At 61.0% G+C, this 14,959-nt stretch carries 14 protein-coding genes and 1 tRNA gene; 9 read left to right on the forward strand and 6 right to left on the reverse strand.

Features of this window, described 5'->3' with window-relative positions; genetic code table 11:
• The first annotated feature begins 110 nt into the window (after positions 1 to 110).
• Both GH975_RS03245 and GH975_RS03250 read left to right on the forward strand, forming a co-directional pair.
• Entirely contained in the window at positions 111 to 872 is a 762-nt protein-coding gene (locus GH975_RS03245; protein ID WP_153713139.1) for a hydroxypyruvate isomerase family protein, read from the forward strand.
• Between the two features lie 185 nt (positions 873 to 1,057).
• Positions 1,058 to 2,188, forward strand: a complete 1,131-nt coding sequence (locus GH975_RS03250) for an MFS transporter (RefSeq protein WP_153713140.1) — start codon at positions 1,058 to 1,060, stop codon at positions 2,186 to 2,188.
• Here GH975_RS03250 and GH975_RS03255 read toward each other — a convergent pair.
• A complete protein-coding gene (locus GH975_RS03255; protein ID WP_153713141.1) occupies positions 2,181 to 2,585 on the reverse strand; it encodes a hypothetical protein in 405 nt (134 codons plus the stop codon). The genes GH975_RS03250 and GH975_RS03255 overlap by 8 nt on opposite strands.
• 1,180 nt (positions 2,586 to 3,765) lie before the next feature.
• Positions 3,766 to 3,842 (reverse strand) — tRNA-Met (locus GH975_RS03260).
• Positions 3,843 to 4,143: 301 nt separating this feature from the next.
• Between GH975_RS03260 and GH975_RS03265 the strand changes: the two genes are divergently transcribed.
• The gene (locus tag GH975_RS03265) at positions 4,144 to 4,860 is read left to right on the forward strand and encodes a VPLPA-CTERM sorting domain-containing protein (protein ID WP_153713142.1); all 717 of its coding nucleotides are present in this window, start codon (positions 4,144 to 4,146) and stop codon (positions 4,858 to 4,860) included.
• On the opposite strand, the gene GH975_RS03270 is transcribed toward GH975_RS03265, so the two are convergent.
• From GH975_RS03270 to GH975_RS03280, 3 genes are read right to left on the reverse strand one after another with little or no spacing between them, the layout of a single operon-like run.
• Positions 4,857 to 5,627 (reverse strand): SDR family NAD(P)-dependent oxidoreductase, encoded by a 771-nt coding sequence (locus GH975_RS03270; RefSeq protein WP_153713143.1) that lies wholly within the window; start codon positions 5,625 to 5,627, stop codon positions 4,857 to 4,859. The two genes, GH975_RS03265 and GH975_RS03270, sit on opposite strands and share 4 nt — an antisense overlap.
• A complete protein-coding gene (locus tag GH975_RS03275; protein WP_211365835.1) occupies positions 5,624 to 6,589 on the reverse strand; it encodes an LLM class oxidoreductase in 966 nt (321 codons plus the stop codon). The genes GH975_RS03270 and GH975_RS03275 overlap by 4 nt, the downstream gene beginning before the upstream one ends.
• A gap of 32 nt (positions 6,590 to 6,621) precedes the next feature.
• Positions 6,622 to 9,255, reverse strand: a complete 2,634-nt coding sequence (locus GH975_RS03280) for a cation-translocating P-type ATPase (protein WP_153713144.1) — start codon at positions 9,253 to 9,255, stop codon at positions 6,622 to 6,624.
• Positions 9,256 to 9,411: 156 nt separating this feature from the next.
• Between GH975_RS03280 and GH975_RS03285 the strand changes: the two genes are divergently transcribed.
• The 5 genes from GH975_RS03285 to sbcB all read left to right on the forward strand — a co-directional run bounded on the left by GH975_RS03285 (position 9,412) and on the right by sbcB (position 13,888).
• Positions 9,412 to 10,542, forward strand: coding sequence for a PilT/PilU family type 4a pilus ATPase (locus tag GH975_RS03285; protein ID WP_153713145.1), 1,131 nt, complete (start codon positions 9,412 to 9,414; stop codon positions 10,540 to 10,542).
• A 69-nt stretch (positions 10,543 to 10,611) separates the two neighbouring features.
• Positions 10,612 to 11,313, forward strand: coding sequence for a septum site-determining protein MinC (minC, locus tag GH975_RS03290; protein ID WP_153713146.1), 702 nt, complete (start codon positions 10,612 to 10,614; stop codon positions 11,311 to 11,313).
• Between the two features lie 77 nt (positions 11,314 to 11,390).
• Entirely contained in the window at positions 11,391 to 12,203 is an 813-nt protein-coding gene (minD, locus tag GH975_RS03295; RefSeq protein ID WP_153713147.1) for a septum site-determining protein MinD, read from the forward strand.
• 4 nt (positions 12,204 to 12,207) lie between these two features.
• Complete coding sequence (gene minE / locus GH975_RS03300; RefSeq protein ID WP_153713148.1) at positions 12,208 to 12,456, forward strand: cell division topological specificity factor MinE; 249 nt, start codon at positions 12,208 to 12,210, stop codon at positions 12,454 to 12,456.
• Entirely contained in the window at positions 12,449 to 13,888 is a 1,440-nt protein-coding gene (sbcB, locus tag GH975_RS03305; protein ID WP_153713149.1) for an exodeoxyribonuclease I, read from the forward strand. The genes minE and sbcB overlap by 8 nt, the downstream gene beginning before the upstream one ends.
• Here sbcB and GH975_RS03310 read toward each other — a convergent pair.
• Positions 13,885 to 14,052 (reverse strand): Trm112 family protein, encoded by a 168-nt coding sequence (locus tag GH975_RS03310; RefSeq protein ID WP_153713150.1) that lies wholly within the window; start codon positions 14,050 to 14,052, stop codon positions 13,885 to 13,887. The genes sbcB and GH975_RS03310 overlap by 4 nt on opposite strands.
• A gap of 28 nt (positions 14,053 to 14,080) precedes the next feature.
• Here GH975_RS03310 and GH975_RS03315 point away from each other — a divergent pair, with 28 nt between their 5' ends.
• A complete protein-coding gene (locus GH975_RS03315; protein WP_170272522.1) occupies positions 14,081 to 14,908 on the forward strand; it encodes an alpha/beta fold hydrolase in 828 nt (275 codons plus the stop codon).
• The last annotated feature ends 51 nt before the right edge of the window (positions 14,909 to 14,959 follow it).

Raw genomic sequence — 14,959 nt, forward strand, 5'->3', positions numbered from 1 at the left:
ACCGTTTTGCGATAGAGCTATAGCCAAATGAAAGGTCGTTGTTCGTTAAACTGGCGCGCTCCGTTACAGTGGGCGAACACCAATAACAATTCCGTTAATTAGAGAGCACTATGACGTTTTCAGCCAACCTAGGATTCCTGTGGACCGAACTGGCACTGCCAGCTGCGATTGAAAAGGCCGCCGCGGCCGGTTTTGATGCGGTCGAATTTCATTACCCCTACGCCCAAAATCGGGCCGCGGTTAAGGCTGCGTTGGCCGCCACTCAGTTGCCGGTGATGGGCTTGAACACCGAGCGCGGCGAAGCCGGTCAAAATGGTCTGGCTGCGTTGCCCGGCCGCCAAGCCGAGGCACGCGCCTTGATCGACCAGGCCTTTGACTGGGCGGCTGATTTGGGTGCCCGCAATGTCCATGTGATGGCGGGTTTTGCCAGTGGTGACGCGGCGCGCGAACAGTTTATTGCGAACTTGAACTATGCCGCGGATGTTGGCGAGCGCGCGGGTGTCGGCGTATTGATCGAGCCGTTGAATGCGTTTGATGCGCCGAACTATTTCCTCAATCGGATTGATCAGGCGCTGGCGATCTTGGCCGAGGTGGATCGTGCCAACGTTCGCTTGATGTTTGATTGTTACCACGTCGCGCGCACCGAGGGCGACATTCTGGCTCAGTTCGACCACGCCCGGGCGCGCATCGGTCATGTCCAGTTTGCCGGGGCGCCGGATCGTGGTGCCCCGGATTTGGGGGCCGTCGACTATGCGCCGGTGTTTGCGCATATTGCGGCCAGTGGCTGGGATCAGCCCCTGGGGGCCGAGTACAAGCCCGGTGGCGACACGGACCAAAGTTTAGGCTGGCTGGCGAGCTTGGGCACGGCTTAGAGCGAGTCGGCTCGCGGCGTGATTCGGGTGCCGTCTTGCAGCGCCGGCGACATTTGTGCGCGCGCGGTCAGCACCGTTACCGGAATGCACTCAGCCCGCAATGTCCAGGTCTTCCGTCGTTTCTCCCTTTAAGACTTCGGCCAAGGTTCATGCGACAATTTCGTGTCATTTAAACGGCTAATCTTGTGTTCGTTTTTGTACTGCTTTGGGTGGTCGGCTATTGCCTGCGCCTAACCATTCTGGCGATGCCCCCGGTCGCCGCCCATCTGACCGCCGCGTTTGATCTGTCGGCTTCGCTGACTGGCGCTCTGACGACCCTGCCGATGCTGACCATCGCCATCGGTGCCTGGTTGACACACCGGTTAATCCAACGCTTTGGCCTGGCCGGCACCGTGGTGATGGGGTTGGGCTTGACCGCGCTGTTATCGACGGCGCGGGTGGCGGCGCCTGATGTGGCCTTGCTGATGGCGGCGACGGCAGGCATGGGCGTTGCGATCGGCGTGTTTCAAACGGCATTGCCGGCGCTGGTGACCCAGTGGACCCCGACCCGGATTGCGTTTGGCTGTGCGGTCTACTTAAACGGCATGATGATGGGTGAATGGTCGGCCGCGGGGCTGACGCTGCCACTGGTGACGCCGGTTATTGGCGCTGATTGGCGGGCGATTTTGCTGTTCTGGTCGTCGCTTGTCGCGGTTGCGGCGGTTGGCGTCACGCTGCGGACTTGGCTGGCACCGAGTGCGGTCGCGCCGACCGAGTTGGCTGTGGACACGCGGACCTACTGGGGCCGCCAGGCCTTTTCCATGGGTATTCCATTGGGCGCTTCGATCGCGGCGTTTTACGCCGTCAATGCCTATGCTGCCGATTTGGCGATTGCCCGGGGCGAGCTGGACGCACTGCCTCGGTTTTTGTTTCTGTTTAACCTGACGCCGATGCTGGCGTCGTTTGTGGTGCTGCGCGTGTCGCACTGGATCGGTCAGCCGCGGCCGATTTGGATCGCAACGCTGGTGACGGCGCTGGCGTTGTCGGTCTTTGTCGTAACGGACGGGGTGGTCGGATTGCTGGCGGCCTGTGTGGCCGGATTTTTTGCCACCCTGATGATGATTCTATTGATGGCGCTGCCCAGCATCCTATGGACTGGATCGGCGGCCAGTCAGGCCACCGCGTCGATGTCGGTGATCGGCTATGTGCTGGGGTTCACGCTGCCATTGGCCGGCGGCATGTTGGTCGATGGGTTTGGCTGGGCGCCCTTGGCGCTGATACCGATCGCGCTATTGTTGATGGGCTGTTTGGTGTGCCGCCCGGTCGCGGTTAGGTAAGGCCGACCTCTTTTAACAGCCGCTCCGCGTCAATATGGAATTGGGCTGCCAGCCCCGTCAGCCGCCACTGCGGTTCGCCGTCGATGTGAAACACCACGATGGCCTCCAAGTCGACATCAGTCAGCCGCTCCAGCAGGGGCTTCAAAAAATCGGTCAGCGACTGCATACCCTGTTCATCGTCAAAGGTTCGGTTCAGTTGGTGGCGATAATCCAGATCCGTACCCGATACCATGAAGGGCGTAACGCGCGGGTGGGCGCCGGCGTTGATGCTGTCAGGGAAGCCCAATTCGGTGAACGATATCAGGCGCAGTTCGACCGCGCCGTCGTCGAAGTAGGCGACGTGGTTGGCGAGGCTGAGCCCCCAGTTGGTGGGGTCGAAAATCGGTTGATCAGTCATCTGGGCATGATGCCTGATTGGGGGTGGGAATATTAGGTGGCGGGGTGGGGGTCCATCCCATTGCTTATGGTTTATGGGCATAAAGCACAATAAGCGAATAATTGACCGACACAAAAAGTGAGTAATAGATACGCACAACAAGTGAGTAAGAAATACGCGCGATAAGCGAGAAAAGCCACCATGGCGACCCCCTCCGAAAAACTGGCCGATGCATTGGCAGCCCTACACGAACTTCAGACAAATGGCTCGGTTGCCAGACGCTCTGCCGATCTCTCGCGCACTCACCGTGAACGCCTCGTTAAAAATGGCTGTAATGACCTACTGAATTCTTGCACAGCGTATAGCGGTCCAAGCAGGGCGCGCCACAACAGGCATTCGAATTAGCCGCTTAGTTGTGCAGAAACCGGTGACTGCAGCGCTGATGCGCTTGGTTGCTCGGGGCGCACCGCTCTCGGCCTTGACTGCCATGGATGGCAGGAATGCCCGGCTTGCAGGAGCAAGGCCGGGCCCATGGCCTACGCGGTGTACCTACATCCTGTAGGCAAACTGCCGACCTATGGTCGTCGGGTCCAAATCTGGGTCGGTGCGCGGAGATCAACGTTGGGGGCCAGGCACGTCATTCGCCCATTCGCCGCGCTATCGCTTCAGGCGAATGGACTCACTGTGTGTACCCACTCGCCACTGCAGCGCTTGGTTGCTCGGGGCGCACCGCTCTCGGCCTTGACTGCCATGGATGGCAGGAATGCCCGGCTTGCAGGAGCAAGGCCGGGCCCATGGCCTACGCGGTGTACCTACATCCTGTAGGCAAACTGCCGACCTATGGTCGTCGGGTCCAAATCTGGCCCGACAATATCTACGGCTAGAAACCAAAAAAGCCTTGTCAATTTCGTCCGAGTGGACTGAATTGACAAGGCTTTTTTGATTTCGAAACGGTTGGTAGCGGGGGCCGGGCACGTCGTTCGCCCATTCGCCGCGCTATCGCTTCAGGCGAATGGACTCACTGTGTGTACCCACTCGCCACTGCAGCGCTGATGCGCTTGGTTGCTCGGGGCAAACTGCCGACCTACGGTCGTCGGGTCCAAATCTGGCCCGAAAATATCTACACATAGAAACCAAAAAAGCCTTGTCAATTTCGTCCTAACGGACTGCATTGACAAGGCTTTTTTGATTTCGAAACGGTTGGTAGCGGGGGCCAGATTTGAACTGACGACCTTCGGGTTATGAGCCCGACGAGCTACCAGGCTGCTCCACCCCGCACCTGTTTCGTGGGGCGCATACTATAGGTTTGCGCGGCGCCGTCAACCGGTTTGTGCCGTAAATATGAATAAATAATTAGCGCCGTGCTGGCAGGTGTCGGAATCCCTAACACTGGCGCCCATGCGACTGTTGCCCGTGCCGACGTGTGGCGCCCTTTGGATTACCGGGCGCCGGTCAGGTGACGCAGCGTCAATAGGCGATGCAGCCAGCCGTATAGCCAATGGCCCGGTTCTTGCTAACCAAAGCAGTAACGACTGTTCGCAATCGAGTGCGAACTCAACGGCTATATGAGGAAATGACTGTGAAAATAATTAAAAGCATGGGTGCGGCGGCGCTACTGGCAAGCTCGGTCGGGGCATCGGCCAGTATGGTTAACATTGATTTCGAGGGACTGGCGTCGCAGACCGCGGTCACCTCGATCAATTACGGCACCGAAACCCTTTCGATCTCGAACGTCACTAAGGTGGTCGGCAGCGGCAATGCCGCCAGCGAAGCCTGGGTTTACGACACCACAACCGCCGGCGAGGACCCGGATTTGACCGCCTCGTTTGCTAACTCCAGCGGTGGTTCGCTTAGCCCCGGTAATGTGTTGATCGTTCAGGAAGACCTGAATCGCGCCGCCGACGACAATGGCCAGGGCGGCTTTATGCGCTTTGATTTCTCCAGCAGCATTGTTTTGCAAAGCATCGATGTCTTTGACGTGCGCCAGGGCGCCGTGACTTTCTCGTTGTACAACTCGGTCAATGCACTGTTGGTGGCGGTGACCAATAGCGAAAACTCCGACACCGGCAACAGCACCACCAACAACAAGTATGAGACAGTTGATTTTGGCGGCGTTGAAATGTCGTGGATGACGGTCCAGCTCGCCGATTCGGGTGCCCTGGATAACATCCGGTTTGATCTGGGTGGGTCCACCACCAACATCTCGCCGGTGCCCTTGCCCGGTGCGGTCTGGTTGTTCGGCACCGCTCTCGCCGGCTTCGTTGGCGTCCGTCGTCGGCGTGCTAAAGCGGCCTAGTTAACCGCCGCCAGCGCATCACAGGCGGCAAACACCCGGGCGTTACTTGCGACGTCTGCGGTGTTGGGGTGGGCTGGGGCGAAATGCCCGGCGTCGTTGTCAAAGTACTCACCGCTGTGCCCTAAAAACTCGTCCCCGGTTGCCGCGCGCACGATAATGTCCGACCCCTGTCGTACGTCGGAACCGGCGACACCAAACCCCTCGGTGACCATCTTGGTCGCCAACAATGAACCCGGGTTAACCGCCACGCATAATTGCGGCACGTGGATCGCCAGGTGGGCGGTCCACTGGGTGATGGCCAGTTTGCTTTGGGCGTAGGCTTGAAAATCATCCGCCAATTGCGAACGACCCGCCAGCGCGTCCAGGTCCACGGGCGCTTGTGCTGCCGACGACAGGTTAACGATACGGCCGTTGTCCGGCATGCCCTTGATCACTGCCTGTGCCAGCATCAAAGGCGCAATGGTGTTGACCGCAAAACGGGCATCCAGGCCCTGGTCCGTTCGCGGCTGGGGCGTTTTGAAAACGCCGGCGTTGTTAACCAGCACGTCAAACGTCTGTGCCAACTGGCCGTGTGCCAGTTTGACCTCGACCAGGTCACTGAGGTCACAGCACCAAGCATGCGGCGTGCCTAATTCGTCGGCGACGGCGCCCAGTTTGTCCGGGTCACGGCCGTGAATCCAAACCTGGTGGCCGGCCGCAATCAGCTCCGCCGCGGCCACTTTGCCGATGCCGTCGGTGGCGCCGGTTATTAAAACTCGTAGGGTCATGGTGATTCCTCTTGGCAGCCAAAGATGGGGAATAGGTGCGCGGCCAGCTCGGTTAGGGTGTCCTCAATCGGTGCGGTGTTAAAGCGCAGGTTCAGGGCCACGTGGTTGACATCGGACGCTTGTAATGTCGCTAGCAAATCGTGCAGCTGCTGAATGCCCAGCCGCCAGCCCAAGTGAATCGGGATAGGCTGCGCCGGCGCGTCGCGAACCAAGTCAATGTACAAGGACTGGGACACGGGCACCGGCGTGTCGCGCAATTCGCGCACGCGACTTTGCCAGTCTTGAATGATCTGGGCTTGCAGCGCTGGGGGGCGCGGGTAGGTAATCCAGGCATCCGCGTGTTTGGCGACCCAGTCCATCGGCTGTTGGCTGGCGCCGGTGACGGCCATGGGTATTCGCTGGCCGACCGGTTTTGGCAAACAATCAATGTCGCCACGCAACTGTCCGGCGCTATTGGACAGCCGCGGGTAGTCGTCGGCCATCGCGCGGATGTAGTCAAAGTGATCCCGAAAGGCCGCGCCGCGATGCTCGTAGTCCTTGGCGGTGGCCGGGTATTCCTCCGGGCGATCGCCGGAGGCCACGCCCATGATCCAACGACCACCGGACAGCTGGTCAATGCTGGCAGCGGACTTGGCGACATGGGCTGGGTGGCGCAGCGGCAAAATAATACTGCCGCTGGCGAGTGCAATGTGCTCCGTTTTAGCGGCCAACCAGGTCGCAAATACAAAGGGGTCGTAGATCTGGCCGGTGTCGCCGAAGCTGGGGACGTTGAACGGAATGTCGCGCAACCATACGGCGCCAAATCCCAATGCCTCGGCCTGTTGCACGCGTGCCGTTATTCGATTGAGCTCGGGCAGGCTGGCGATGCCGTAGTGGTCGATCGGTACGACCAGCCCAAGCGACAGGCGCCCGGGGCGAAAAATACGGGCGAACCCGGCGTTGATGGCGTCAAATGGGGTCATGCAGTCAGTCGCTGTGGGGATGCCGCGCTAGTCTACGCGCGGGCTGTCGTCAGTGCATCTGCGCGTACCTGCGCCACCGCGGTCAAAACGGCGAGCGCCGCTGCACAGGCGCCACCGATCCACAGCCAGGCGACCAAACCCAGATCCGCCGTGCCCAAAACCTGCTGAGCCAAGGGTAGGCTGCTGGCCAGCCACTGGGCCGCGCACACCGCGCCAATACAGCCCCACATGACCCGATGGCCGCGCAACGCACCGGCCATGGTGATGCCGCCGGCGCTATAGCGGACCGCGACCAAATTGATGACCTCCAGTCCGACCAGTAAATTCATCGCCAGTGTTTGGGCCTGGGCATGGCTGTGACCGGTGGCGACCGCGGCGTGGTAGCTGGCAAACACCAGCGCCACAAACAAGGCGGTCACCCACAGCAATTGGACAACATCGGCGCGGCTTAAAAAGGGCGCGTTGGCGGCTCGCGGCGGCCGGCGCATGGTGCCCGCGCGTGCGGGATCAAACGCCAGCGCCAGCCCCAAGGTAATGGCCGTCACCAAATTCACCCATAGTATTTGCAATGCGCTGATCGGAAGCTGCAGGCCGGCCAGTAGAGAGACCACGATGACCCCGGCTTCGGCGGCGCTGGTGGGCAGGTTCCAGCGAATGACCTTGTGCAGGTTGTCAAACAGGTTGCGGCCCTCGCGGATGGCGGCCACCACCGAGGCGAAGTTGTCATCCGCCAAAATCAGGTCGGCCGCCTCGCGTGCTGCCGCGGAGCCGCGCTGGCCCATGGCGACGCCGGCATCGGCCTTTTTCAGTGCTGGGGCGTCGTTGACGCCATCGCCGGTCATGGCAACGGTTTGATGCTGGTGCTGTAAGGCACCAATGAGTGCCAACTTGTGCGCCGGGCTGGTCCGGGCAAAGACGCGATAGTGCCGCGCGACGTCGGCCCATTCGGCAGGCTCCAAGGTATCCAGCTCGGTCCCGGTGATGGCGCGGTCGGCGTCGGGCAGGCCGATTTCGCGGGCGATCGCCGAGGCCGTAACGGGATGGTCCCCGGTGATCATTTTGATTTCGACGCCGGCGTTAAGTATTTCTTTGACCGCGCTTTCGGTCTCGGGTCGCGGTGGGTCGATTAGCCCGACCAGTCCGATCCAGTTGAGGTGTCCGCGCCAGCCGACGCCGCTCAAATTGGCGTCATGGATCGGGCCGTCCGCCAGTGCCAATACGCGCATGCCGCGGCCGGCGAGCGCCTCGATTTGCAGTGCTAGGTCGTCCGGCGCATGGGCGCACAGCGCCGCAATCGCTTCCGGCGCGCCTTTGGCAGCAATCTGGTGGTGGCCGTCCGGGTCTGCGACCAAGACCGCCATGTAGCGGTGTGCGGCGTCAAATGGAATGGCGCTGACGCGCGCCCATTCATTGGTGTTAACGCGTGTTTTTTCAGCAAACACCGCCAGTGCGCCCTCCATCGGGTCGCCGACGACTTGCCAGTGGCCACCGCTCAGTGCGACGCGGGCATCGTTGCACAGTTGCGCGACACGGCCGGCTCGTTGCACGTCGGCGTGCCACGGCTGGGGTGACACCTCGCCGTCGGGGTCGTAGCCGCTGCCGCTGACTTGAAAGTGCTGGTCCGCCGTCACCAGGTGGGTCAAGGTCATCTGGTTTTGAGTCAGCGTGCCGGTCTTGTCGGTGCACACCACCGACACCGAACCCAAGGTTTCGACCGATGGCAACTGGCGCACAATCACGCGCCGCCGCGCCATGGCCTGAACGCCCAGCGCCAAGGTGATGGTCAGCACCGCCGGCAGGCCCTCGGGTATGGCCGCGACGGTCAGTCCGACAATCGCCATAAAGAGTTGATCCAGCGGCAGCCGCGCCTGCCAAACGCCAAACGCGAAGAGCGCCAGCGCGAGCGCCACGATCGCCATCGACAGGCGCTGAAAAAGTCGATCGAGCTGCGTCAGCAGTGGTGTTTTCAAGGTTTTGACTTGGCTAGCCAGTTGGCTGACCAGTTGACTGACCTGGCCGACCTCGGTGTCGGCGCCGGTGGCAATGACCAGCCCGATCGCGCTGCCTGCGACCAGGTGCGTGCCGCTGTAGGCCATGCAATAACGCTCGGCCAATGGCGCCGGCTGCGCCAGTGCCTCGGTCGATTTTCCCACCGCCACCGACTCGCCGGTCAGCATCGATTCGTCGATTGACACCCCGTGACACTCGAGCAGCCGCAGGTCCGCCGGCACCAGGTCCCCGGCGTCCAGCCAGACCCAATCACCGGGCACCAATTCGCCGGCATCCAGGGGCACCTTGACGCCATCGCGATAGGCTTGGGCGGTGCGCGGCACCAAGGCGGCAATCGCTTGCAGCGCCCGCTCGGCTTGGCCTTCTTGGACCAGTCCGATCATGGCGTTGACCACAATGACGGTCGTGATGACCGCGGCGTCCACCCAGTGCTGCAGCAGCACCGTCACCAGCGCCGCCGCCACCAGCACCCAAACCAAGGCGTTGTTGAGTTGACGGCCGAGCCGGGTCCACAGACTGTCCGGGGCCGGAGCCGGTAGGCGATTGGGGCCATGACGCTGCAGGCGCTGGTGCGCCTCGGCGTGGCTCAGGCCTTGCCGGCGGCTGTCCATAATGGTGATGGCGTGCTCGGTTGATAAGGTTTCGATGCTGGGCATCGGGCCACTGTAGAGAGCAAGTGGGCGTCAGCGTGATGACCTAGAGTCCAAACGTCAGTGCCCAGCCAGGCAAGTTTCCAGCGCGGGAGTGTTAGCTCGATCACACCTGCGGGTTCGCCCCAGCCGCGCTCGATTAAAGCCAACTAGGCTGTGGGCATGACATTACTGACTTGGTTACGTGAACTGGACACCCGTCAGGGTTCGGACCTTTACCTGTCGACGGCAGCACCGGCGACCGTGCGGGTTAACGGGGTGATGCAGCCGATCGGCGAGCCGCTGGCCACTGGTGCCGTCGCGGGGCTGTTAGCCGGGGTCACCAGTGCGGCCCAAAAAGCCGAGTTCGCGGCCAAGCCGGAACTTAACTTCGCGGTGTCCGAGCCGGGCCTGGGGCGTTTCCGCATCAACGCCTTTAAACAGCGCGGCGAGGTCAGCATCGTCGCCCGTGCCATCAAGACCGACATACCCAGCATTGCGTCGTTGGGGTTGCCGCCGCTGCTAAAACAGTTATCGATGGCGCCACGCGGCCTGATCTTATTCGTTGGTGCCACCGGCAGCGGCAAATCAACCTCGTTGGCGTCGATGGTCGACTACCGCAATGCCAATGCGGCCGGGCACATCATCACCATCGAGGATCCGATTGAATTTGTTCACGCGCACAAGCAATCGGTGGTCAACCAGCGCGAGGTCGGGATGGACACCGACACCTACCAGGACGCCCTCGAAAACACCCTGCGCCAGGCCCCGGACGTCATTTTGATCGGCGAAATTCGAACCCGTGAAACCATGGAACACGCGATCGCCTTTGCCGAAACGGGCCACCTGTGCCTGTCGACCTTGCACGCCAATAACGCCAATCAAGCCTTGGATCGCATTATTAACTTTTTCCCCGAGGAGCGACGCGACCAGTTGCTGATGGACCTGTCATTGAACTTGCGCGGGATTGTGTCCCAGCGTTTGGTTAAAACGGTTAGCAGTGCGCGCACCGCCGCGGTCGAAATTCTATTGGGCACACCCCGGGTCAGCGACTTGATACGTCAGGGCGAGGTGGGACTGCTCAAAGAAGCCATGGAGCAGGCCGGAACCGAGGGCATGGTGACCTTTGATGCGGCGCTGTTGGCGTTATGGAAATCAGGGGCCGTTAGCCTGGACGAGGCGCTGCGCAATGCGGACAGTGAAAACAACCTGCGTTTGGCCATTAATCTGGTCGAGCAGCGCCAAGCGGACGGCAGCGATGCCGGTTGGTCATTGACGCCAAACCAAGAGGCCCCGGGCCAGCGGTTGCGTTGATCGCAAGGATCTGGACGTGCAACTTGTGCCGGCCTACACTGGCAACTTGTATCACCTAGGTATCACAAATTGTTCGCACTCAACGCCACCGACTACCCCTTACTGATTCTGACGCTGGGTTCCAATGACCCGGTCAAGCTGGATCAGTGGTTCGCAAGTTCCGTGACCCAGGCGCCGGATATGCTGTCGCGTCCGTGGATCATCGATTTAGGCAGCTTCCCCGGTCACGTCGACATCGGCGAAATGGTCCGCGTGTGCCGCAAGTTTGGCGTCACCCTAGCGGGTGTGATGGGCGCCGGTGGTGGAGCCCTCAGCCAAGCCAGCGCGATGGGCTTGGCGTGTCTGCCGAACGCTGACCATCTGGCGGTGTTGCCGGTCGTCCAGCCCGCCGCTGAAGCGCCGCCATCGCCGGCCCCGGTCGCGCCTACCGCGGACGGTGCGCGTGTGGTCGCAAGCCCTGTGCGCTCCGGCCAACAGGTCTGGGCGCAGCACCAAGACCTGGTCTTGCTGGGCACCGTCAGCGCCGCCGCCGAGGTCATGGCGGATGGCAATGTGCACTGTTACGGGACCCTGCGCGGTCGCGTTGCGGCCGGCGTTAGTGGCAACGAAAACGCCCGGGTATTCGTCCGCAAACTCGAGGCCCAGGTGGTCTCGATCGCCGGGGTTTACATGGCCGAGGAAGAGCTGGCCGCACTGCCGCAGTGGGGTCAATCGGCTATGTTTAGCTTGGTGGATCATCGTCTACAGGTTGCCGCCTTACCCGATTCCTAGGTAGCAAATCCCGCTATTCAGGGTCCGCACGTGCGTGTTAATGTAGTGGGGTATAAACTCACTCAGGGATACCCCACGTGGCTAAGATCATCACCGTCACCTCGGGCAAAGGCGGCGTCGGTAAAACGACATCGAGTGCCGCCATTGCCACTGGACTTGCGCAAAAAGGACACAAAACCTGTGTCATCGACTTTGACGTCGGCCTGCGTAACCTCGATTTGATCATGGGCGTGGAACGCCGCGTGGTTTATGACTTTGTTAATGTTATCCAGGGCGAGGCCAGCCTCAACCAAGCGATGATCAAGGACAAACGTACGCCGAACCTGTTCATTTTGCCGGCTTCGCAGACACGCGATAAAGATGCCCTCAGCCAAGAAGGCGTCGGTCAGGTCTTGAGCGAACTGGTCGACGACCTAGGGTTTGAGTACATTGTCTGTGACAGCCCGGCCGGGATCGAAAAGGGTGCCTTTTTGGCGCTCTATTACGCCGATGTCGCGATTGTGGTCACCAACCCCGAAGTCAGCTCGGTGCGCGATTCGGACCGGATCTTGGGCATCTTGCAAAGCAAGTCTAAAAAAGCTGAGGACGGCGGCCAGATCGAAGAGCACCTGCTGCTGACTCGCTATAGCCCAGAACGCGTCGACAAGGGCGAAATGCTGTCGCTCGAAGACGTCCAGGACATCTTGTCGATTGACGTGTTGGGCGTGATTCCGGAGTCGCCGGACGTGTTGTCAGCGTCCAATGCCGGCGAGCCGGTGATCAAAGCGGTGGATACCGATGCCGGTCAAGCCTACCAAGACGCCGTCGATCGACTGTTGGGCGAAGAGCGCCCGTTGCGCTTCTTGACGGCCAAAAAACGCGGCTTCTTTAGCCGAGTATTGGGGGGTTAATGGCATGAGTTTCCTGTCCCTATTTCAGAAAAAGCGCGACACGGCCAAGACCGCCAAAGAGCGCCTGCAGATCGTTATCGCCCACGAGCGTGACCGCGCCGCGGGCCCCGATTTTCTGCCGGAACTCCAGCGCGAGATCATGCAAGTGGTCAGCAAATACGTCGATATCGATATGGACCAGATCAATATCCAACTGGACCGTGATGGTGATTGCGCCGTGTTGGAACTGAACGTCACGCTGCCGGATGACTGACCGCCGATTCGTATTTTATGATTACGAAACGACTGGCCTTGACCCAGCATTGGATCGGCCGGTTCAGTTCGCCGCCACGGTGGCGGGCCCTGATCTAGCACCACTCGAGGACATCGAGTTCAAGGCGCGTTTGGCGGGGGACGTGATTCCCGGTCCTTACGCGACCTTGGTGCATGGCCTAACCCCCCAGCAACTGGATACCGAGGGCCTTCCTGAAAACGAGTTCGCGCAACGCGTGCTCGATGTGTTGGGCCACGGTCACCAGATCGTGATGGGCTATAACACCGCCGGCTTTGACGACCCCTTCACCCAGCATCTGATGTGGCGCAACTTCCAGTCGCCCTACGGCTGGCAGTTCGAAAACCAATCCTTGCGCTATGACCTGCTGCCGATCGTGCGTGCGGCCTATGTGTTGGCCCACGACGCCTTGGTCTGGCCTGAATTGGACGGCGCCGTCTCGATGAAGCTGGACCAGCTCGCGCCGGCCAACGGTATCAGCCACAGCAATGCCCACGACGCGCTGGCGGACACACAGGCCACGCGGGCACTGGCCGCCATCGTGCGGACCCAGGCGCCGACGCTGTGGGATGCCTGTATCGCCCAGGCCGATAAAAAAAATGTGCTGTCGTTGTTGGCTGATGCCCAATCGGGCGTCGGTGTGCTGCTGCACATTGATGGCAGCTTTGGCCGCGAACGCGGCTACGCGGGTCTGATTTACCCACTGGGGGCCAGCGCCAGCAACCCCAATGAATGGTACTGCATCGATTTGGGAATGGATCTGTCGGCGCTGGAAACCCTGGACGCTGAAGCTTTGCGTGCGGCCCTATTTACGCCCCGAGCTGAGCGCGCGGCCGACCACCCGCAGGTTGGCTTGCGGCGGCTTCGGATTAACCGCGCCTGTGCGCTGTTTCCGCTGGAATGGTTGAAAGACAATCCGACCGCACTGTTATTAACCGGTATTGATCGGGGTGCGTTGATGGCCCAACGCGCGCGCATTCGTGCCCGCGATGCGGCGCACTGGTGGACCCTGGCCGAAGCCGTCTTTCAGCACGACCTTAAGCCCTCGACCTGGGCGGATGCACAGCTTTACGATGGCTTTGTCGGGCGCATGGACGAGGCCAAGATGCGCCAGGTGCGAACCGCGTCCAGCGACGACTTGGTGTCGACACCGCCGGAGTTCGAGGATGCGCGTTTACGCGCCATGTTGCCGTTGTATATCGCGCGCAATTTCCCAGACAAGCTGGGGCCGGGCGACTACAAGCGTTGGACACGCTACCGCTCGCAACGCTGGCAGCTGGAAGGTACCCGCGCGATGACTGTGCACAGTTACCAAGCCCAGATGCAAGAACTGGCCGCCCAGGCATTGGCGCCGGAAAAAATGGCGTTGTTGGAACAGCTAGAGCAGTGGGTGCTTAAACACTCACCCTATTAGTCCAGCGCAGTCGCCGCGGATTCCAGCAGGTGCGGAATGCCATTGACGATAGGAAAGCGCACGCCGGCCTGTTCGGAGTCCAGGGACTCGGTCAGCGGGTTGTAGGTTAGCGGCCCGCCGCTGATGGGGCACACCAAGAGTGCCAGTACATTCGGATCAATCATGGGCGCAGTTTGCCTAGGGAGCACGGCAATGCCAACCGTCGAACGCACTTTCTTTGCCCTCGGGCGGGCCGGCGCGCGCATGGCGATTCACGAGCGCGCCGGTTGCGGCGTGCCGATCCTGTGCATACCGGGGTTAACCCGCAACCACCGCGACTTCGACGGTATTTTGCAGATGTTTCCGAGTCGCCCAGTGATCCGAGTGGACCTGTGCGGGCGTGGTGACAGTGATTGGGACAGCGACCCGGCGCGGTACACCCCTGCGGTCTACTTGGCGGACCTGACGGCGTGGCTGGCGACCCGGGCTGAACCGCAGTTTGATGTCATCGGCACCAGTCTGGGCGGAATTTTGACTATGGGTCTGGCGTCGCAGTTGCCGCAGCGCCTGCGACGTCTGGTGATTAATGACATCGGCCCGGTGATCGAAGCGGCCGGTATCGATGCCATTCGAGCCCGTGTCGGCGAGGGTGGACCCTTTGTGAATTGGGCCGAAGCCATCGATGAGGTGCGTGCGGCGCAGTTACCGGCACATCCGCGCGAAACCGACTGGCCGCGTTTTGCCCGGGCCTTGTGTCGCGCGCGCGATTCCCAGATCGTGTTTGACTATGATCCGGCGATCAGCCAGCAAACTCGCGGCGCCGAGATTGAGCCGTTTTGGCCGCTCTATCAGTCCACTATTGGCTTGGCGGTGTTGATCATCCGTGGCGAATGCTCGGACTTATTCAGCCCCTCGACCTTGGCTCGCATGCTCCAGCTCAACCCAGTTGCCGAGGCCTTGATTGTGGCTCAAACCGGTCATGCACCGACCCTTTATGAGCCGGAGTGTGTGGCCGCGATGGGCCAGTTCCTGGCCGATTGACGGGTCCGAGGTGGCCTCGCATACTCAGCGACTCCCGATGGATAAAACTGA

Origin of the sequence: Litorivicinus lipolyticus (genome assembly GCF_009650135.1) — a bacterium.
Taxonomy (GTDB): Bacteria; Pseudomonadota; Gammaproteobacteria; order Pseudomonadales; family Litorivicinaceae; genus Litorivicinus; species Litorivicinus lipolyticus.